The organism is Psychrobacter cibarius (assembly GCF_016107535.1).
Taxonomy (GTDB): domain Bacteria; phylum Pseudomonadota; class Gammaproteobacteria; order Pseudomonadales; family Moraxellaceae; genus Psychrobacter; species Psychrobacter cibarius.
In genome coordinates, this window is the sequence record NZ_JABASQ010000003.1 from 163,880 (window position 1) to 184,722 (window position 20,843).

General features: G+C 44.0%; 14 protein-coding genes. 10 read left to right on the plus strand and 4 right to left on the minus strand.

Features of this window, described 5'->3' with window-relative positions; all coding sequences use genetic code 11:
• Positions 1-38: 38 nt before the first annotated feature.
• The 6 genes from coq7 (at position 39) to JFC08_RS14030 (ending at position 8,157) form a co-directional block, all read left to right on the plus strand.
• Positions 39-677: a 2-polyprenyl-3-methyl-6-methoxy-1,4-benzoquinone monooxygenase gene (gene coq7, locus JFC08_RS03960; protein WP_198329827.1), complete on the plus strand. Its 639-nt coding sequence runs from the start codon at positions 39-41 to the stop codon at positions 675-677.
• Between the two features lie 279 nt (positions 678-956).
• Positions 957-2,117 (plus strand): hypothetical protein, encoded by a 1,161-nt coding sequence (locus tag JFC08_RS03965; RefSeq protein ID WP_198329778.1) that lies wholly within the window; start codon positions 957-959, stop codon positions 2,115-2,117.
• Between the two features lie 320 nt (positions 2,118-2,437).
• Positions 2,438-4,933 carry an esterase/lipase family protein gene (locus tag JFC08_RS03970; RefSeq protein WP_198329779.1) on the plus strand — a complete coding sequence of 832 codons (2,496 nt, stop codon included), beginning with the start codon at positions 2,438-2,440 and terminating at the stop codon, positions 4,931-4,933.
• Positions 4,934-5,436: 503 nt separating this feature from the next.
• A complete protein-coding gene (locus JFC08_RS03975) occupies positions 5,437-6,933 on the plus strand; it encodes a cytochrome ubiquinol oxidase subunit I (RefSeq protein WP_087814611.1) in 1,497 nt (498 codons plus the stop codon).
• On the plus strand, positions 6,933-7,949 hold the full coding sequence (cydB, locus tag JFC08_RS03980; RefSeq protein WP_045445007.1) for a cytochrome d ubiquinol oxidase subunit II: 1,017 nt from the start codon (positions 6,933-6,935) through the stop codon (positions 7,947-7,949). The genes JFC08_RS03975 and cydB overlap by 1 nt, the downstream gene beginning before the upstream one ends.
• Before the next feature lie 91 nt (positions 7,950-8,040).
• Positions 8,041-8,157, plus strand: a complete 117-nt coding sequence (locus JFC08_RS14030) for a DUF2474 domain-containing protein (protein ID WP_372815413.1) — start codon at positions 8,041-8,043, stop codon at positions 8,155-8,157.
• 161 nt (positions 8,158-8,318) lie between these two features.
• Here the strand turns inward: JFC08_RS14030 and murU are convergent, their stop codons facing one another.
• A complete protein-coding gene (gene murU, locus JFC08_RS03985) occupies positions 8,319-9,062 on the minus strand; it encodes an N-acetylmuramate alpha-1-phosphate uridylyltransferase MurU (protein WP_276509863.1) in 744 nt (247 codons plus the stop codon).
• Between the two features lie 133 nt (positions 9,063-9,195).
• Positions 9,196-10,308 carry an aminoglycoside phosphotransferase family protein gene (locus JFC08_RS03990; protein ID WP_227697636.1) on the minus strand — a complete coding sequence of 371 codons (1,113 nt, stop codon included), beginning with the start codon at positions 10,306-10,308 and terminating at the stop codon, positions 9,196-9,198.
• 387 nt (positions 10,309-10,695) lie between these two features.
• Between JFC08_RS03990 and JFC08_RS03995 the strand changes: the two genes are divergently transcribed.
• A complete protein-coding gene (locus tag JFC08_RS03995; RefSeq protein WP_198329781.1) occupies positions 10,696-13,830 on the plus strand; it encodes an LPS-assembly protein LptD in 3,135 nt (1,044 codons plus the stop codon).
• A gap of 150 nt (positions 13,831-13,980) precedes the next feature.
• The gene (locus JFC08_RS04000; protein ID WP_109590426.1) at positions 13,981-15,384 is read left to right on the plus strand and encodes a peptidylprolyl isomerase; all 1,404 of its coding nucleotides are present in this window, start codon (positions 13,981-13,983) and stop codon (positions 15,382-15,384) included.
• 538 nt (positions 15,385-15,922) lie between these two features.
• Here JFC08_RS04000 and JFC08_RS04005 read toward each other — a convergent pair.
• Positions 15,923-17,047 (minus strand): endonuclease/exonuclease/phosphatase family protein, encoded by a 1,125-nt coding sequence (locus tag JFC08_RS04005; RefSeq protein WP_198329782.1) that lies wholly within the window; start codon positions 17,045-17,047, stop codon positions 15,923-15,925.
• 382 nt (positions 17,048-17,429) lie between these two features.
• Between JFC08_RS04005 and asd the strand changes: the two genes are divergently transcribed.
• Positions 17,430-18,563 (plus strand): aspartate-semialdehyde dehydrogenase, encoded by a 1,134-nt coding sequence (gene asd, locus JFC08_RS04010; RefSeq protein WP_198329783.1) that lies wholly within the window; start codon positions 17,430-17,432, stop codon positions 18,561-18,563.
• Between the two features lie 163 nt (positions 18,564-18,726).
• Here asd and JFC08_RS04015 read toward each other — a convergent pair whose 3' ends face one another.
• Entirely contained in the window at positions 18,727-19,377 is a 651-nt protein-coding gene (locus JFC08_RS04015) for an SOUL family heme-binding protein (RefSeq protein ID WP_198329784.1), read from the minus strand.
• A 236-nt stretch (positions 19,378-19,613) separates the two neighbouring features.
• Between JFC08_RS04015 and tgt the strand changes: the two genes are divergently transcribed.
• The gene (gene tgt, locus JFC08_RS04020; RefSeq protein ID WP_198329785.1) at positions 19,614-20,765 is read left to right on the plus strand and encodes a tRNA guanosine(34) transglycosylase Tgt; all 1,152 of its coding nucleotides are present in this window, start codon (positions 19,614-19,616) and stop codon (positions 20,763-20,765) included.
• Positions 20,766-20,843: the final 78 nt, after the last annotated feature.

Here is a 20,843-nt window from a genome sequence, read left to right on the forward strand (position 1 = left end):
TTTGATCGTATTTAAGCCATCAGGAGTGAATCATGGCCCTGCGTCCCTTATCCAAAGTCGACCAATTGTTACTTGGGGTCGATAAGGCATTACGAGCTGTCGTACCACATTCAAACCCTAGCACTCGTCCACTACCAGTCAGCAGTGACGAGATTCCTGAGCTCACTATCACCGAGGCGCGACATGTCGCCGGATTGATGCGTATCAATCATACTGGTGAAGTATGCGCGCAAGGTCTGTATCATGGTCAAGCATTTGCCGCCAAAGACAGTGGCGTCAAGCAAGCCATGCAACAATCAGCCGAAGAAGAGGTCGATCATTTGGTCTGGTGCGAGACGCGATTAGACGAGCTTGGCAGTCATGCCAGTGTCTTTACGCCATTATGGTATGGCATGTCTTTCGGTCTTGGCGCAGTCGCGGGTGCCATCTCTAATGAATTTAGCTTGGGATTCGTCGCAGAGACAGAAGCTCAAGTCAGCGAACATTTACAAGACCATATCACCCAATTACCAGAGCACGATAAACGCTCAAAAGAGATACTGGCACAAATGGATATTGAAGAGTTGCATCATCGTGAGTTGGCATTAGCAAGTGGCGGCGCAGCGTTATCACCGCCTGTACGTCATACTATGCGCTGGATGGCCAATCGCATGAAAGCCACGGCATATCACTTGTAATTGCCATTTGTTATAGCAGGTTTTGAGCGATAGGTTGTGGTGGTAAGTGCGTTGTAATGGTAAGTACAGTGCGCTTTATTATTGATATTGCTCTCATTTACCCTGCTGTCGCTGGCATGACGTACACGCTATCGCGTTATTATTAACAATCCTACTACTGATAGCGCTCAGTTGAATTTGTTAGTGTATTAAAAATTTGTATGATTTTGCCGCAAAGACATGAGCTAATAACCATTCAATTGCTAAATAACAACTAAATAAATTAAGGTAACGATTTTTATGAAAGCCATCAACCAATCGACTCTCTCTGCCCGTTCGTCTAGCAAGTCGCCTAAACTGGCAACTCTGACAGCACTGGCAACAGCTTGTGCCATGCTATTATCAGCGCCTGTCAATGCGGCAGAAACCAATGCGGCAACAGATGCTGCAAAGACCGATACTACTGCCACATCGGTGCCTAGCGCTATGGATTCTAGCAAACGTGTGATTCGCCTTGCTCGACCGACTGCGGCTAGTACAGCACAATCAGGTACTTTACCGACTGCGGCGGTGACAGCCAATACTCAACCAACTGACCTTCAAAGCAATAGCGTTCCACAAAGCGCTCCTTTGCCAAATAATGCTCAGCCGTATCGTGCGCCAATGAGTACATTGCAACCACAAGATGTTGTACCAGCACCAAAAATACCTGAGTTCACTGGCACCACTCGAGTTTATGAGCCTGGTCCTTTGACCGCTACTGGTATCGACCTGCGTAGTGGTCAGCTTGCCAATGTTCCAACGCCGCAAGTGCAATTGTCAGACGTAAGCTTTGTACCGACTGTGTTGATTCCTCAGCAAAACGGTAATAACAACGATCAGCTAGACGTGAGCTTGCTTGATGATTTCATCGAAGACGTCTCACCTAATGCCCGTCATTACCCACCAAACTTCCCTAACCGCTCACAGCGCCATTATACGCGTGAAAAAATCAAAGTATTGGCTGAATGGATACAGCCTTATGCTGAATCACCAAATGCCTCTTATGATGTATTGATTCGTGCTGCTAAACTCAATGGCATGGGACGTAACTTAGATTTGGGATCAGACTATACGATACGTGGTGGAAAATATGTTGACCGTGCCATTAAACTTAAACCTGATAGCGGAGAAGCCAACTTCTTATATGGCATGATGTTGTCAGAAGGCGGCGGCTTTAAAGAAGGTCAAAAATACCTAGACCGCGCAGTGTCTCTCGGCTATACCGAAGCAGAGCAAAGCTTGGCACAGTCAGACTTGTTAAGTGATCGCCGCGATAATGCGCTAGAGCGCTTACGTCGTCTTGAACAGAAAAACCCTAACAATGACATCATTCGTCAGCAAATCAAACTTATTGAAGAGGGTAAATTCTACATTTGGGATATACCTGCGCCTAACATCAATGTTAAGCCTAGTGCTTAACATCGATTGGGTATTTAAATGTCATTAAGTAAGTTCACCAAATACCATGATTGCTCCATAAGCTAGATTGACTCGACTAAGCCCCTGACCTTATATCGAAATTACTTCAATATAGAGTCAGGGGCTTTTTTATGTCTAGCGAAACTCCATTGAATCCAACTTGCTGTCTACCTTATTTAAATGCGTGTTCGATTCAATTATTGAAGTTTAAACAGTATTTTTGAAATTTAAATAAAATAGTTTAATGCGAAAAGTTACGCTACACTTCTTATTATAAATTACTGACTCAACCATGCTTTTACGACTAACTGGACTCACCTATGACTTTCGCTAACCCTATCAAAAATATGGTGACGCATGCTAAGAAAACCCCATTTTCGATCACATCAGTCGCCTTGATAGCCGCGGTAGCATTACTACCTGCGTGCAGTACGGTATCAGTGAATAAGCAAGCGTCAGCGAAGACGATTACTGCGCAGCGCGGTAATATCGTCACCACCAAGAAACTAAGCAGTGATACGGCATCAGCGCTCTTATCGGCAGGGCTCAATGAGCAAGCCTGTATGCAGCAGTTTGATTTATGCCTCACTCAGCTGACTGACAGTATTTTGAATGAACACTACCGTCCTGCTTTGGCAGTTTTTGCAGAGTTACACTACGCAAAAGCGCGACAGCTTTCTGCCTCTCAAGACTGCCGCAATGCGCTGGCTCGCCCGCCACTTGATCCTTATTATGCCAATGCACCTTTAGAAGATACAGAAGCTAAAGTCCAGCAAGAAAACACCAATCGCTGTCTAACAGGTTATCAAGAGCGATTATTCGATGCTATCAAATCCAGTTATACCTATTTATTTTATGACAGTTTGACGCATGATTTTGAGGGCGCAGATCAAGACAAAAGCCCCTCTCAGGCACAGAACCGTATTCCAAATGACACCGATATTCAGACCCAAGACATCTATAATGCCGCCAGTAATGATGTGATAACCCAGCTTTATAGATCAACCAACGGCTCAAATAAGTTGATGGGCGGCACCAAAGTAGATTATTTGCCCACATCCGCTAGCCATCTTAATGACAGTAACCAAGCCGCGATTGCCAATTACTCACCGCTCAAGGGCAAACCGACTGAGCAAGTCAACGTCATGAAAATACAAATTGATGATTATGATCTTGGTGTTTATTTGCCTAATGAAAATAACTATTTGCAAAATGCACATAAGCAGACCTCTGCACTAGCAGACTTGGTTTCCACTTACGAATTACGCCTCTCTGGGCTTAACTCAATCAGCAAACGTCCAGGCTTAGGTATCAGCTTGGTGGCCTCACTGGATGACCGCTATACCACCACGATTCGCCAATTATTAGTATCATCATTGTCAGGTCGATTGGCCAATGAGAAAGATGGAGACACAGATGAGAGCAAGCCAAGTTCGCGTATCTACCCTACTGGACATTTGCTATTAACAGGATTGATTGAACCAAGCGGCGATAGCGTACTGGATGTACTAAGCAGTCGCAAGCTCGATATTCATTTATACAACCCATACCAAAGCGAAAGCGTTAACATCCTTAATAGTGACTATCCACTGGCGGCTAACTTTTCTGCAGGTTATGGCTTGTGGCTGTCAGAGAACCAGCTGGATGGCGTCGGTTATCTCAATTTAATCACTCGCCAGCCAGAGGCCAGACTGCCCAAATTATTCATGCTTGAGCCTTATGATCCCAATAAGCGCGTCCTGATTATGCTGCATGGTTTGGCTTCTAGCCCTGCCACTTGGGTCAATTTAACCAACGATATTCTCAACGACGATAAGTTGCGTGATAACTATCAAGTGTGGCAGATATTCTATCCAACCAATTTGCCCATTTTAGAAAACCGTTATCAAATACAACAGTTAATCAACAGCACCTACGAGCAAACTGATCCTAAAGTACAAAATCGCGCCAGCAAAAACAGCGTGATTATCAGTCATAGTATGGGTGCCATTATCGCTCGCATGATGCTATCTGATGAGAACTTGGTCGATGACCTAGATAGACTAGACGATCAAAATGTGCTGTCTGATAGTGAAAAACGTAAGATTCGTGACGCACTTAAAGCATCATTTGGCGAAGATCAGCTAAAAGAACGCTTTGAGCTAAAAGCCTTACCACAAGTAGATACGGCTGTCTTTTTATCAGCGCCTTTTCGTGGAACTGACTATGCAGATCGCTGGTTCACTCGGGCACTGCGCCGTATCGTCTATTTGCCAGTCGGTTTGGTAAAAACTGTCACGGACAACTTGGCAACTATTGCCACGCAAGGTGATTTGGCACAAAATCCTTTGGGTGCATTATATTTACAAAATGGCGCAAGTCAGCTGAGCGACAAATCTTCTTTTATACAGCTAACGAAAGACATCACCATCAATGATCGTGTTACCTATCATTCTATCATTGCCAATAATGATGCCGATATTACCAAAGGACTGGCGCAAATGCAGCCAGCTGGTGCAAAGGTTGATTTATCACAAGCAGTAGAAGAAGACACCGAAGATAAGGAAGAAGACACCGAAGATAAGGCAGTCGGTACAAGTAGCCCTTCTGATAGCTCAAGGCTCTCTGCCCAACCGCTAGTTGCAGCCGTCACCGTCAATGAAGATATCAGCCAAGCGCTAACTGAACGTCTCTCAGATGGTATTGTTCCTTATACCAGCGCTCATCTTGATGGCGCGGCCTCTGAGACGATTATCAGCGGTGGTCATAGCATTCAAACTAACCCGCAAACTATTTTGACATTGCGCCAGATTTTACACAAACAATTACAGGAATGATGATTGCTTGTATCATATAGCACTGCACTGGTCTTTGCGCTTTAAAATTAAGAGTAAAGCAGATGGCTTTGCAACTTTGTACTCTGTTGGATATTTGTGCCTATACTACTACACAAATAAAACATTACTGTTATTAAGGTGAACTTGATAACACCTTGTTTTCCCAAGCGATTAGTCTGATATATCTGGGTTTATCTCAGCAGTTTTTAATGACTATCAGGTATGCGACCAATCTGTTGCGCAGCTTGCGTGTGCATCGAGGGAAGCGCATAATATATTGACAGCACCTGACAGTAATGTATTAATTTATAGGGATATAAATTACTTAATTCAGCTAAACAGTCGTTAGCTTAGCCGCACTCTATCCCTAAGATTGCTCGCTAATCAACACTGAGCCATTGCCCGTACTATTTTTTACCTTAATCTATAGACGATTGCGGGCAGTTACTTGAGCGTTTTATGGAAGCCAGCGCTATTCAGCTAACAGATAAGGGTAACCGTTTATGTTCGCTACGTTTATGATTGACCAGCTCGATGCGCTGATGCTCGCGCGTATCCAATTCGCTTTTGTTATCTCGTTTCATATTGTTTTTCCCGCCTTTTCTATCGGACTTGCCAGCTGGTTAACGGTGCTTGAATTCCGTTGGCTCAAAACAGGCGAGCCTATCTATGCTGAAGTTTACAAGCATTGGGTCAAAATATTTGCCGTGGTATTCGGTATGGGCGTGGTATCCGGTGTAGTAATGTCCTACCAGTTCGGTACTAACTGGGCGGTCTTTTCTGACAAAGCCGGTAATGTCTTGGGGCCACTACTCGCCTACGAAGTATTGACCGCGTTTTTCTTAGAAGCGTCTTTTTTAGGTATTATGCTGTTTGGTTGGGGGCGCGTGAGCAAACGTATGCACTTTGCTTCCACTGCCATTGTCGCCATTGGTACACTGATTTCAGGCTTTTGGATTTTAGCCGCCAACAGCTTTATGCAGACGCCGCAAGGCTTTATGATGGGCGCAGATGGTCTTTTATATCCTACCAACTGGCTTGAGATCATTTTTAGCCCGTCATTCCCTTACCGTTATGCTCATATGATGACAGCGGCATTCTTGACGACTGCCTTTGTCATTGGCGGGGTTGGTGCTTATTATATTCAGTCCAAAAAACACACCGAACACCGTCAACATGGTCGTGTCATGCTAGGTATGGCGATGATTATGGCGATATTCGTCGCACCCGCTCAAGTATTGATTGGCGATGAGCATGGTCTAAACACTTTAGAGCATCAGCCAGCCAAAGTCGCAGCGATGGAAGGTATTTGGGAGGATGAGCGCGGCGCAGCGTTACGCTTATTCGCTATTCCTGACCAAGAAAACCAAACCAATAAATATGAAATAAGCATTCCCTATGTTTCAGGTTTGATTCTTACCCATTCATTAGATGGGGAAGTTAAAGGTCTAAAAAACTGGGCACCTGAAGACCAACCACCGGTCATGATTGTATTCTGGGCATTTCGCATCATGGTTGGTATTGGCATGTTAATGGTGCTAGTCGGCTTATTTAGTCTCTATAAATACTTTAAAAAACAGCAATATAATCCCGAAAGTGTCTGGTTCCACCGTGCTTGGATGATGATGACCCCACTCGGCTTTATCGCATTACTGGCGGGCTGGTTTGTGACCGAGACAGGACGTCAACCGTGGACTGTATATGGTGTGATACGAACCGCAGAAAGTATGTCACCGCTCGCAGCACAGCAAGTGGCAACCACGTTGATTGGTTTTATTGTCCTCTATATATTTGTCTTCGGTGCAGGCAGTTTTTATATTCTACGCTTGATTGCTCAAGGACCAAAACCGTACGAAGATCCTGCCGATGATAATTTCTATGAGCACTCAGTGACCGAAAGCCAAGGTCGTGCGCTCAGTGGCGATAGCAATCCTGCTAAGAGTACTGAAGAAGATATAGATACTCCTGCAAACGACGTCGATGATGGAGGGTTACGCTAATGTTTAACTACGGTGATGTATTAGACTTACCTTTAATTTGGGGCGGACTGATCGCTCTATCCGTCTTTATCTATGTATTGCTTGATGGCTTTGATTTAGGCTGCGGCATCTTGTTTCCCTTTGCTGGCTCAGATAAAAACCGTAGCCGCATCATGAACTCTATTGCCCCGTTTTGGGATGGTAACGAGACTTGGCTAGTATTGGGCGGTGGCGGCTTGTTCGCTGCTTTCCCAGTGGCTTATGGCATCATTATGACGGGGCTTTATCTGCCTGTTACTTTTATGCTATTCGGTCTAATAATGCGCGGTGTGGCATTTGAATTTCGCTTCAAAGCATCGTCACGTCGTCACGTATGGGATACTTTCTTTTTTGTTGGTTCAGTCGTTGCTACATTCTCTCAAGGTATTATGCTTGGGGCGCTTGTACAAGGTCTTGAGGCAAGCAACCGCCTCTATACTGGTGGGCCATTTGATTGGTTAACACCTTTCTCGATCGTCTGCGGCTTTGCGATGATTATTGGTTACGCCTTACTTGGCTCTACATGGCTCATTATCAAAACTGAGCATACCCTACAAGTCTGGGCACGCAAAGTGTCTGGCTGGATGCTGTCTGCTTTGGTAGTGGCAATGATCGTCGTCACAGCGTTTATGTATTTTTCAGACATCAATGCCCTCGAAGGTTGGTTTGGTTTCCCAGGTCTATTATATCTAGCGCCAATGCCAATTATAGTTTTACTATTATTTTTCTTGATGCGTAAAGATTTAAGTGGCGAGCGCGAATATCGTCCTTTCTTGTTGACTGTGGCACTATTTTTGATGGGCTATATCGGGGTTTGTTTCGCCATGTTCCCATACATCGTACCGTATCAGATGACGATTTATGAGGCAGCCGCAGCTGACACCTCACTATCCTTTATGTTAGTTGGTGCCGTCATAATGCTACCGATTATCCTGAGTTATACCGCTTTTGCCTATTACACCTTTAAGGGTAAAACTGGACATGAGCATATGTACTAAGGGTAAACAAAGGATATAAAAATGTGGCTACTGCAAATATGAGCAGTGACTATACTTTTTAAAGCGCATTAACACGTAGTAGGAGGCGAGCATGAAGAAGCTCAGTAAGAAACAGTCACAATGGGCATGGTTCATTGGGCTATATATAGCAGGGTTTGCAGTTATTTTTACGATTGCTCAATTAATCAAGTTGGCTATGGGTATCTAGCAGTCATTTGCAGCCCACTTAGCCATGGCTATATCACATAAAAAAGCAGCGCCGATTCATCGACGCTGCTTTTTTATACGACTACTTATATAAGATTAGTAATAATTAGGCATCTTAATCTAAGCCCTTTATTATAAATACCATAGTCTAAACGCCATAATCTAAGCGCCTTGATGGTGATCAACACCGTTACTTTTGATAAATTCATTTACCTGCGCTAAGCGTTCAGGCGTGCCCACATCTATCCAATTATCAGAAATGATTTCAGCCGTGATTTGGAACTTTATCATTGCTTGCTTGAGCAATGGTGCCAACGCCGCTGGCTGACCTGATACCAACCCATCGACCAATCGTGGTGACATCACACTAATGCCAGCAAAGGTGTATTTGTCTGCATCACCAATCGGCTGCTCGCTGGCTAAACCATTATTGATCGCAAAATCACCACCGTTATTATGCTCTGGATTGTCAATCAATAACAGATGTGCGCGCTGATCTGCGCCAAGCTTATAATCTCGCAACTGCGCAAAATCATAGGTCGTCCATACATCTGAGTTCACTAAGATAAATGGCTCGTCGCGCAGCTTGCCAGTTTGTAACGCTTGAAAAATACCACCTGCGGTCTCTAGAGGCTCATCATCCTCTACTGACCAATGCAATTTAACACCGTATTGACTGCCATCACCCAGTGTATCCATCAGCTTATCAGCCAGCCATGACGCATTAATAGTGATATCAGTGATACCAGCCGCTTGTAGCGCTTTAATGTGCCAGACGATAAGCGGTTGCCCACCCACCTCTACCAGAGGTTTGGGCGTATCCAGTGTTAACGGACGCAGACGCGTGCCCTTACCAGCAGCCAAAATCATTGCTTGGGTAATCATTGCTCGGTCAACCCCAGACATGTGCGCTCCTTTTTTTATTTTATTGGATTATACATTCAGATTAAAATTTGCTAATGTTTTAACGTAACTTATCAAATGAGCATTACTTATCAGATGAGCATTCGCATCAGATAAAGCTCGCAAGTGGTTCGTTCTAAATATATTGCTGTACGAACTTACTTTGATAAGCTGGCAGTATCTTATCCCTGAGACTCTCATTAAACGGCGCTACTGCTCGTTGCATATGCGGTCTACCGTGCGCCTCTAACCATTCTAACTCGAACATTAAATCACGCATCACCTTAGGAATATCCGCCAAATAGCGGTCTTTGCCATCTCGCTCAGACAAGCGAATAAAAATTCCCAACACTTTTAAATGTCGCTGTACACCCATGACATTCATATCGTTTTCGAGCTGATCTATGCTATCTACCGTAGTCAAGCCCGCCTGCTTTTGCAACTGCCAAAAATCATTAAGCCATGCAGAGACTTGACTCTCTGGCCATTCTACATAAGCATCTCGCAGCAATGACACCAAATCATACGTATAAGAGCCGATGACGGCGTCTTGAAAGTCAATCACGCCTAAGCGCGAGCGATCCGCTTGGTCCTGCATCAAATTGCGACTGTGATAATCACGATGGACGATGACTTGTGGTTGCTGCAAAATCTCTTTTATTAAGGCTTCTTTTAAAGTATTCCATAATGCTTTATCAAACTCGACACCGATATAAGGTATAAACCAATCGCTGAATAAATCCATCTCACGATCTAATAACTCAGTATCATAATCTGGCAATTGATGTTGCGACTTTGCTGTTTCAACTGGCACAGTCTGTAGCGCGACCAACGTCTGCATTGCCAACTGATAATGCTCATCTATCTGCGCAGGCGTCGCATCAACGAGCAGATGAGCGAACTCTATCGCACCAAAATCCTGCAACACCAAAAATCCTTTCGTCACGTCTTGTGCGATGAGCGTCGGCACATTGATCGCTGGAGCCATCAGCTTAGTCACATTGATAAACTGGCGCATGGCGTCTTGTTCGTCCGCTGAATCCATGACAATATAATGTGCGACTGTCGTGTCATTACTGCCTGACAGCTGGATTCTATGGTATTGGCGAGCACTTGCGTCACCGGGTAGACTATCGAGTTGGAACGTTTGACCAGCAAATACTTGCTGCAACCAGCTCTCTAATTGTTGTAGACGGCTATTGAGTTTGGTATCGATCATATTAGGCTCTAAAAGTATTTTATCAGTCATAATGGGCATCGCAGGTTAAATATAAGTCATAAACAATTAAAGTAGTGATAAGTCAGGCAAAACCTTGTTAAAATAGCAACGTCTTGAGCCAAAAAAACTGCGATAGCAGGCGTATTGGGATATCATTCGACATCTAGCGCTGAGCATAACCTCAGCAACCATTCAAAAAACAGCTCGGCTGTATTATAAATTTTGGTAAATAGTGTAGCTGATTTGGTTTTTTTTGACTATGATTAGTCGTCATTATATGTAAAACAGCCAAATTCTTAAGATAGCATTATCAATCAGTGATTTTTTAGGCGTTTATTAACCGCCATACATGATTAATAATATGGTTACTAAATTCAGTATCGCAATCCAATAGGCTCTGCAATCATAGGTGTGCCCTTGTTATATTCTCCGCTTTACCAAAGCATCCGTTTGATCTTATTTGGTGCCTTAGGCTTGTCCAGCCTAGCCGTTAGTGCTGCGCCCAGCAATGCTGACACACAGCAAACTGAGTCGCTAATCACTGACAGTAGCACCCGTTATGTCTCTGATGTTACACCTGATGCCAATCGCAGTAGCGTCCAAAAAGACAGCGACTATAATGATATCCGCTATCAAAATAGCAATAATCAAAAAACTGACTTTCAGCGTAATACGTCTCAAAAGGCTGCTACTGATAACAATACTTCAGACAGTAGTTTTGACAATACTTTTAATGAAAGCGCCTTTAACGACAGCATCTCTAATGAGCGTGCTACTAATGAAAGCCCCCTAGACAACCGTCCTCTAGAAATTACCGCCATTAACGAGAGTGATGATAAAGGTTTTGTACCAGCATCGGATACGATTGCGACCACTCAGAACAATAGCACTGCTCAGCTTACTGAAACCACTGCATCTAAAGCCGCACAGAAGACTGGTAAAGTTGATGTGAGTGATGAAAGTATTCAAGATAGTCTGCTGCGTTTAGCAGAATTTTATGAGCTGACACCTGATACAGATGCCTCAACGTTAAACAATAGTGATAATGCGAACCAAAATGTCATTCAAAACGAGCTAACACCTACCCCGCAAACCATTCCAAAAGTGGGTAAAAACTTACAGTTATTACCGAATGCTGTAGATAGCGCCCAACGCTGCGAAGGTCAATGGGTTTATCCAAAGAGCAACCCTAACTATCAACGCTCGGTCAATGAGGCGGGAGCAACCAATGGACAGCCTGCGCCAAACTTAAATGGTCTCCCGAATAATCAAGCGCCGCTGTTTTCAGAATCAGATTATGGTTATTACGACAATGTCGACTATGCAGAGCTGTCGGGCAATGTCATCATCAATCAGGGTACCCAGCAGATAGAAGCAGAAAAAGTCTTGTTAGATTTGAGCAATGGCATTGCCGCCGCTCAAGGTAAAGTCATGTTTACTGACCAGGCGACAGGTCAGCAAGTATCACCTAGCAACGCACTAGATAGCAATGCGCCAAACCGCTCATCGAATAACCCCCAAGCCAATTTCACTGAAAAAGCATCAAAAGGCGGGCTTATTGGGGTCGCCGATAGTTTAAATTATAATACTGAAACTGGGCAGTCGACAGCCAATGATGTGGCTTTTGCTAGTGTAGAACTGCAAGCTCATGGTTATGCCAAGCGCTTGAACAGACCGAATGACAGTCAATATGAGCTAGATGATGTCATGTTTAGTACCTGTCCACCAACCAATCGTAAATGGCAGTTTGATGCCAAAAGCATTGATTTAGATACCGATACAGGTCGCGGCGAAGCCTATAACACTACTTTCCGTATCGCTGACGTGCCTGTGTTCTATTTGCCTTATTTCAACTTCCCGATTGATAATCGTCGCACCAGTGGTTTTTTATTGCCGAATGCCAGTATCAGTAGTGAAAGCGGTCTTGAGGTTGATATACCCTACTATTTCAATTTGGCACCCAATTATGATGCCACGCTCAATACCCATATTTATACCGATCGTAATCCTATGGTGTCAGGCGAGTTTCGCTATCTGACCGAAAGTTATGGCGAAGGTATTTTTAATGGTTCATATTTGCCTAATGACAAAGAGTACAATGACGAAGACCGCTCTAGCTTCTTTTATGATCATTATTGGTCATCTAAGAGCATTCCACGCTTAAGCGGTGATGCAAAATACAGCTATGTGTCAGATTCAGACTACCTCAATGATTTTGACACGCTGGGTCTATCAGACAGTACCATAAACTTACCACGCCGTGCGCGTGTCAATTATTATAATGACTATGTTGATGGTGAATTGAAGGTAGAAACCTTTCAAACTCTAGACGCTTTTACCAGTAATGGTAAACCCTTAGAAGACAAAGATAAGCCTTACTCAAGATTGCCACAGCTCAAGCTCGATTATCGACTGCCTTGGGCGAAGAGCTTCGATATTACTGGTGTACACGATTCCGCTTATTTCAAAAAATCCATCGACGATGGCTCTGAGAATGAAAAAAGTGGCGGGCGAATTTATAATAAACTCAGCGCCGTTTATCCAATGGAAAAATCTTGGGGTTATATCAAACCAAAACTGAGCTTACAACATCTCTATACTTCTTATGACGAAGACAGCTTAGCCGACAATCAGTTGAGTGATAAAGACGGTAGCCAGTCGGTATTTGTACCGCAAGCCAGTATTGATGCAGGTCTGAATTTCTATCAAGCAGGCTCGCCTTTTGGCGCATTCGACGATACCATGGGTGGCTATCGCTTGCTAAGCCCGCGATTGAAATACACCTACTCGCCATATGAAGACCAAAACGATATTCCGAACTTTAATACGCGTATTGCCTCTATTAACTATGAACAGCTGTTTTCTGACAGTTGGTTCTTAGGGCATGACCGCTTGCAAGATTTGCATTCGATTACTCCTGGTATCAATTATCGTTACATCGACGCAACGGGTGTGACACGTTTTGATGGTAGCATTGCAGAACAGTTTTATATCGATAATGGACGTGTTACGCTTGATGATCAGCAACCTGTCTTCACTTCTTCGTCTTCAGGGATGGTTTGGGATACCAGCACGCAGCCTTACAACAACTTTTGGGTTGATGTTAGTGGCGCACTGACCAATGATTATGATTTAAATTATATTACGACTGAGCTGCGTTATCAGCCGTCTGACAACAGCTTGTTTAATGTTGGATTTGTCAAACGTCAACGTGATGAAAACACCGATCAGCTGCCGCTCTCTGCTTTTACCGCATCGGCTGTCTTTCCAATCAATAACAGCTGGCGAATTTTGGCTCAAGGTCAATACGATTACAATCGTGATAAAGTTCTTGATTCGTTGGTCGGCGTTGATTACGAAGATTGCTGCTTTGGTTTTGCAGTTTATGGTCGTCGTTACTATAATGACTTAAATGTCAAAGACAAACCAACGCAAGCCATTATGGCAGAGATTAGATTGAATGGTTTGGGTAGTGGTAGCAGCCGCCTGACTCGCTTACTCTCTGATAAAATCTTGGGCTTTGAACCTGTCCAGACTGCTTGGAAAGATTAAGACCGTGCTTGTATAAATATTTTTGCTATGTATTTCATAACCCTGTTTGTAACCCTATTATGGTCAACCCTGTCTAATATTTGACTGTTAAAAGTATTAAACAGCGTTGACCAACTACCATCCGATGCGATGACATTGATGAGGAGCATCATGAGATTTTTTTCTTTACGTCAAACCAGCCGTGCTGTATTGCTATCTATGAGTGCCAGCCTTGCGCTTACATTGAGCGCCCAAGCTGCCACCGTTAAACCTGCAAAATCACAAGCGCCTCAAGCAAATGCCGTGACCGCGCAGAATAACGTCAATCGTTTGACGCCAGCCAATAGCACCGACGGTATTATTGCTTTAGTCAATGAAAATGCTATCTTAAAGAGTGATTTGATCGATGCTATCACCCAAGCACAAGCACGTGCACAAGCGGCTGGTGAACCAATAGCAAACTCAGCACAGCTACAGTCTGAGGTGTTAAATGCGCTCATATTGCGTGAGTTACAACTATCTATGGTCAAGCGCGTCGGTTTAAACCCTGATGAAGCGGCTATCAATCAACGCCTTAGTCAAATCGCTCAAGCAGAAGGGCTGACGAGCATCTCAGCTTTGCAACAGCGTTTGGACGCAGCAAAACCTGGTAGCTATGCGGCGCTACGTGCGCAATTAATCGAAGACGCAGCCATTCAAGCCTTGCAACAGCGCCAAATCGGTAACCGCGTGCGCATTAGCGAACAGGATATTGATGCATTTTTGGCCTCGCCTGAAGCCAAGCGCTTAAACCAGAGTGAGTATCAAACGATTCATGTACGAGTGCCTTACATGGATGACTACAGCCGACTATCAGAAGCCCAACGCAATGAGGCGTTAAAGGTAGCAGAAGCTCTGCGTACTCGCCTGCTTGCACCAAACGTTGATGTCGCTGAAGCGGTCGCTGCTAGCCAAGGCAACTATCCTATTCCGCTACAAGGTGGCGATATGGGCTTTCATAAAGCCGCGTCTCTACCTACAGAGCTATCAAGTGAGATTACCAAACTTGAGGTTGGCGCGGTCAGCGCACCATTAATAACGCCTGAAGGTATCGATATCATCAAACTTGCTGACAAAAAAGCCAGCGACACTATGCTGATACCGCAGTGGCGTACTCGTCACATATTGGTAAAAGTTGATGAGCTACAGACAGACGCGCTTGCTGAGCAAAAGATTAATGATTTGTATGAACAGCTACGCAGCGGCGCTGATTTTGCTGGTTTAGCATCGACCTATTCAGACGATCCCGGTTCCGCTGGCCGCGGTGGCGATCTTGATTGGGTGAGCGAAGAAGACATGATTGGTCCATTCGAAGCCATGATGAAAAATACGGCGGTTGGTGACTACTCTGCTCCTTTCAAAACTCAGTTTGGCTGGCATATATTGAAAATAGAAGGCAAACGCCAACAAGATGTTAGCGATCAATATCGTCGCAATATGGCACGTCAAGCGCTTTATCAGCGCTTAGCACCGCAAGCCAAAGAAGACTGGCTACAAGAGCTACGCGCAGGTGCTTACATCCAAGTACTTGGCTAACTGATATAGGCAACGATAAGTCAAATCTAATAATGCTTTGTCAAAAAGGGTATATGCTAATGCATGTACCCTTTTTTTATTGACGTTCATTTATGCGCTAAAAATAATCAGAAGGTAATCTCAAATATATTACAGCATGTCCAAACACAAGAATTAGGCTAAGTAAGTTTAACATCACTATTCGCTTTTTGGACTGATATAAGAGGGTATAGATTAAGAAAATTACACACAAAGAAAAGCCCCGAACCTAGGGCGATTGGTTCGGGGCTATGGCGCTTCATATTGTTGTTATTATTTCTTCCGTGCTGACTCATCCTGAGTCATAAACAGTATCCTATAAGACAGCGGGCTGACCTGTGCTTTTATTGATACTGTCTCAACACTGCATCCATGCGTATCCTTGTGTTGATGCAGGTATTGTAGGGTAATCAGTTTAATGCGACTAGAGGCTAAAGACCTTATTTAACGTAAGCATATGCTTACAGCCTCTTTTAAAATTGCATCATACGATGGCTATAGTATTAGCAGGCTATCAACCCTAACTTCTCTGCTCTTCTGCATGTTCCTTTGAGACTTTTTCACCTTCTTTTTTACCTTCTACTATTTTATTATCAGTCTCTTTTATATCTTCCGCTTCTGCAGTAGGGGCATTTTGCGCTTGATTGCTCTCCTCTTCTGGTTCGTATTGTAAAGTCGTCATAACAGGAAAGTGATCCGAACCTATCGACGGCATACGCCGAATATCCACTACCGTAAAGCAAGCACTATGGAAAATGTGATCCAGCGCCCAACGTAAAAATGGATAGCTGACATGAAACGTATTGATAAAATGTCGACCAATACGCGGATCCAACAATCCTGAGATACGTTGAAAGCGTCGCGTGGTCTTTGACCATGCTACATCATTGAGGTCGCCTGCCAATATCGCCGTTTGCTCATTTTCTTTGATGTGTTTGCCAACCATCAATAGCTCAGCATCGCGGGTAGTAGACTTATCCGCTTCCGTCGGGCTTGGCGGCATGGGATGCAAGCAATACAACCAAATCACGCGACCACTTTGCAGGCGCAGTTGGGCATGAATAGAAGGTATGTCATCAATCATCAAGTACTTAACTTCAGGATCAATCAACTCAAGCTTAGAATAAAGATGCATCCCATATAGATTATCTAGTGGCACTTTCACGGTGTAAGGATAATCAGCTTCGATTTGATGCAGCGCTTTTTCCCATTTGTTATCACTCTCTAGCGTAATTAAAATATCAGGCTGTCTTTGCTTCACCAAATCCACCAATTTTTGGGTGTCATCATTGGGCGTTAGTACGTTTGATACCATTATTTTTAGTTGATGCACCTGCCCTTCTGGCTTGTCTTTTGCCTTTTGAACTTCTTTTTTCCATAGCTTGGTATAAGGCAATACCATCCTGAGCTGAAAGGCTAATGTAATGCTTAAGACGGTAAATAACAGCCACTGTCCCAGCTGCCACTCTGACCAAAAAATCAGCATACCAATCCAAGCGATGACACCCAACACCATGATCTGAATACGCGGAAATTCAACACCGCGCACCCACCAATTATCCAGTGGTATCCAGCCCCAAATCGTCACAAATGCGATGAACCCTGCTAGCCACTGTATGCTGTAATATAATAGTGAGAGATCCATAGTATGTATTAGCCGTCTATTAAATGATGAATATCGCCATGGTTTTAACTGAACTGACGTTAGCTGTTTACTTTAGCATTTCAGAAGGTTATCGCCTACTAATGAGCATGGATTATTCGTTAACCGCTATAAAACATTACACTTTTAATTCGCCCACCATAACGAATACTACGGACGAACTTATTTTTAGGGCTATCTACTTGTGGCGAGTGAGGCATCGCCACTATCGCCATTAGGTTAATAACTTAAAGTTATACTGAACATCATTAATAGTGTATGAAAAACCACTAAAAACGGCCAAAACGCCTTGCTTTTTATGGCTATTCACGGCATTGTTATCGGCTGGCAATGCAACAATTTATGGTAAAAAGGATTGAGTTTCATGAGTAATTTAACAGTAGGCTTGGTAGGCTGGCGCGGCATGGTCGGTTCAGTATTAATACAACGTATGACTGAGGAAAAAGACTTTGACGGTATTACACCCGTGTTTTTCTCAACCAGCAACGCAGGTGGTGATGCCCCAAGCCTTGATGGTATTCATACCGGCCAATTAAAAGATGCTCATGATATTGACGCGCTAGCAGCTTGTGATGTCATCATTACCTGCCAAGGCGGCGACTATACCTCGCAAGTCCATCAACCGCTACGTGATAGTGGCTGGAATGGCTACTGGATTGATGCGGCAAGCACCTTGCGAATGGAAGATGACAGCATCATCATTCTCGATCCAGTCAATCGCGCCGTTATTGACAGCGCCCTAGCCAATGGCAAAAAAGACTTTATCGGTGGTAACTGTACCGTGTCATTGATGCTCATGGCGATTGGTGAGCTGTTTAATAAAGGCTGGGTAGAATGGGTCAGCGCCATGACTTATCAGGCCGCTAGTGGTTCTGGTGCTAACAACATGCGCGAATTAATCGCTGGCATGGGCGTGCTACACGATGCAGTCAAAGACGAGTTGGCTGACCCTGCCAGCGCCATCCTTGATATTGATAAAAAAATCGCTCAGACTCAGCGCTCAGATGATTTTCCTAAACAGTACTTTGGTGTGCCATTAGCAGGTAGCTTAATCCCCTATATCGATGTTCAGTTAGAAAACAAGCAATCCAAGGAAGAATGGAAAGGCGGCGTCGAGACCAATAAAATCCTTGGTAACGCAGAAGCTGATAAGATTGCTATCGACGGTATGTGTGTGCGCGTTGGCGCGATGCGCTGTCATGCGCAAGGCCTTACCATCAAGCTCAAAAAAGACATTCCGCTAGAAGAAATCGAAGCAGCACTTAAAAACAGCAGCAATGAGTGGTTAGACTTGGTCGAAGACGACAAAGAAGCGACCATGAATCGTTTAACGCCAGTGGCCGTGACTGGTACATTGACTGTTGCACTAGGTCGCTTGCGTAAGCTCAATATGGGCCCTGAGTATCTAGGCGCATTTACCGTTGGTGATCAACTATTATGGGGCGCAGCCGAGCCGCTACGTCGTATGCTTAATATCATCCGTGAGCAAAAAGACTAAGTTTATTTTCTTAAAAAGTCAGTACAAAAAAGACAGCAAATGCTGTCTTTTTTATGGGCATACCACTTCCAAAAATTTGAATAGCACGGCAAACAAATGCAAGTCCTACTTATAATAAGCTTAGCAAATGTGACAACGCTCATCTTATACTTTGAGGCTAGTATTACTTCGGCTTGTAAGCAATCATCACTTCATTACGGCGCAAAAAAGGCAGCGTCCAAGGCGGATTATAACGTGCCAGTTCAGGCTCGCCCGTTATAGTCAAATTTTGGGTTTGCATCCAAGATTGTAGCTCTTCCGTTTTAGTCGCTACTTTTTTACTGCCCGCCAACCCTGAGAACTTAATCACACCGTACGTCTGTGCTGGCACCTCGGTAATCGTGATGTTTGGATTATTTGGCTTTGGCAGTGTTTGCATCGTATATTGACTGGGCATAGTAAATTGTACACGCCACTTACCATCGTCTTGCTGCATGCTTACTGGTGCTGTCATCGCAATTTTTTGTGATTCACCATCACTCTTTTTGTTATTAGGCTGCATCGTAACGGGCGCAGTCATGCTAATTTTACTACTGCCGCCAGTTGCCGCTGTATTATTGCCAAATATATAGTCGGCTAACACTTTAAACCCTTCGCGACTGGCGGAGTCTTGGTCACCACTTACCAACGTTTGCGCCACTAGCTGCTTATCGTAACGACGCAGCTCAAAGTCATTCATTTGCGACAACACTGTATAATTCGGCTCTTCGGTTGCCATAGCTGCTCCTGAGGTTAATAGTGAACCACTTAATAATAAGTAGGTTACCTTTTTCATAGTATGTCTCCAGCAGTTAAAACATCGCTTAGCAATGGTTACTGTCTCGCCATTATGATTTCTACTTTACCAACTACTCATAAGTACTGTCTGTGTCTTTTGGTTATGACAAAAGACTATTAACCAAAAGACACATTTATCAGATATATCAATACCTCATAAACATCCATGTCCAAAAAAACTGCTAACAATGCTATAATTATCACCATTTTCATAGCGTAAATAGCGATAATCATATGCAATTTGTTTTACATAAAACGGCCAGCGGTGACACGCGTGCGCGCCGTGGTACGGTTCATCTCAATCATGGCGACGTGCAAACGCCAGCGTTTATGCCTGTTGGCACTTATGGTACAGTCAAGGGCATGCTGCCACGTGATATTGAAGCCATTGGTGCGGATATCATTTTAGGCAATACCTTTCATTTATGGTTACGTCCAGGTACTGAGGTCATCGATAAATTCGGCGGTTTGCATAAGTTCATGCATTGGGATAAGCCTATCTTGACCGATTCAGGTGGCTTTCAGGTATTCAGTCTAGGTGCCATGCGTAAAATCACCGAAGAAGGGGTCGACTTTAAATCTCCTATCGATGGTGCGAAAGTTTTTCTGTCGCCAGAAAAATCGATGCAGATTCAGTACAGCTTGAACTCAGACATCGTCATGCAATTTGATGAGTGTACGCCCTATCCTGCGACTCATGACGAAGCAAAAAAATCGTTAGAGCTGTCATTACGTTGGGGACAGCGCTGTGTTGATGAGCACAAAAGACTGGGCAGCACCAACGCATTATTTGGCATTATTCAAGGCAGTATGTATCCTGATTTGCGTCAGCAATCACTTGAAGGCCTGCTCGATATCGGCTTTGATGGTTATGCCATCGGTGGTCTGTCGGTTGGTGAACCAAAAGATGAAATGATAGATGTCCTAGACTACCTCCCTGATGATATGCCAGCAGATAAGCCACGCTATCTAATGGGCGTTGGTAAGCCTGAGGATTTAGTTGAAGGTGTACGTCGCGGTGTCGATATGTTCGACTGTGTGATGCCGACGCGTAACGCGCGTAATGGTCACTACTTCGTCACAGGCGATGCAGACAATGCTGGTGTGGTACGTATCCGTAACAGCCAGTATCGCAATGACGAAGGTCCACTAGATCCTGAGTGCGACTGCTATACTTGCCAAAACTTTAGCCGTGCTTATCTCTACCATCTTAATAAGTGTAAAGAGATGCTGGGCGCTCAATTAGCGACGATCCATAACTTGCGCTATTATCAGCGTTTGATGCAAGGTATTCGTGATGCCATTGAACAAGACAAATTTGATGAGTTTGTCAGCGAATTTTATAACAAACGTGGACAAACAGTACCTGAGTTAAATCTACGCTAATCATATTTTTGCCATTGTCATAGCTATAAAAAGGGCTTAAGATAATTCTTAAGCCCTTTTTAGTGTGTTGCTTTTATT

Coding starts and splice junctions, on each gene's coding strand:
- JFC08_RS03965 (WP_198329778.1), top strand. CDS start 957: ATGAAAGCCATCAACCAATCGACTCTCTCTGCCCGTTCGTCTAGCAAG.
- JFC08_RS03970 (WP_198329779.1), top strand. CDS start 2,438: ATGACTTTCGCTAACCCTATCAAAAATATGGTGACGCATGCTAAGAAA.
- JFC08_RS03975 (WP_087814611.1), top strand. CDS start 5,437: ATGTTCGCTACGTTTATGATTGACCAGCTCGATGCGCTGATGCTCGCG.
- cydB (WP_045445007.1), top strand. CDS start 6,933: ATGTTTAACTACGGTGATGTATTAGACTTACCTTTAATTTGGGGCGGA.
- JFC08_RS14030 (WP_372815413.1), top strand. CDS start 8,041: ATGAAGAAGCTCAGTAAGAAACAGTCACAATGGGCATGGTTCATTGGG.
- murU (WP_276509863.1), bottom strand. CDS start 9,062: ATGTCTGGGGTTGACCGAGCAATGATTACCCAAGCAATGATTTTGGCT.
- JFC08_RS03990 (WP_227697636.1), bottom strand. CDS start 10,308: ATGACTGATAAAATACTTTTAGAGCCTAATATGATCGATACCAAACTC.
- JFC08_RS04000 (WP_109590426.1), top strand. CDS start 13,981: ATGAGATTTTTTTCTTTACGTCAAACCAGCCGTGCTGTATTGCTATCT.
- JFC08_RS04005 (WP_198329782.1), bottom strand. CDS start 17,047: ATGGATCTCTCACTATTATATTACAGCATACAGTGGCTAGCAGGGTTC.
- asd (WP_198329783.1), top strand. CDS start 17,430: ATGAGTAATTTAACAGTAGGCTTGGTAGGCTGGCGCGGCATGGTCGGT.
- JFC08_RS04015 (WP_198329784.1), bottom strand. CDS start 19,377: ATGAAAAAGGTAACCTACTTATTATTAAGTGGTTCACTATTAACCTCA.
- tgt (WP_198329785.1), top strand. CDS start 19,614: ATGCAATTTGTTTTACATAAAACGGCCAGCGGTGACACGCGTGCGCGC.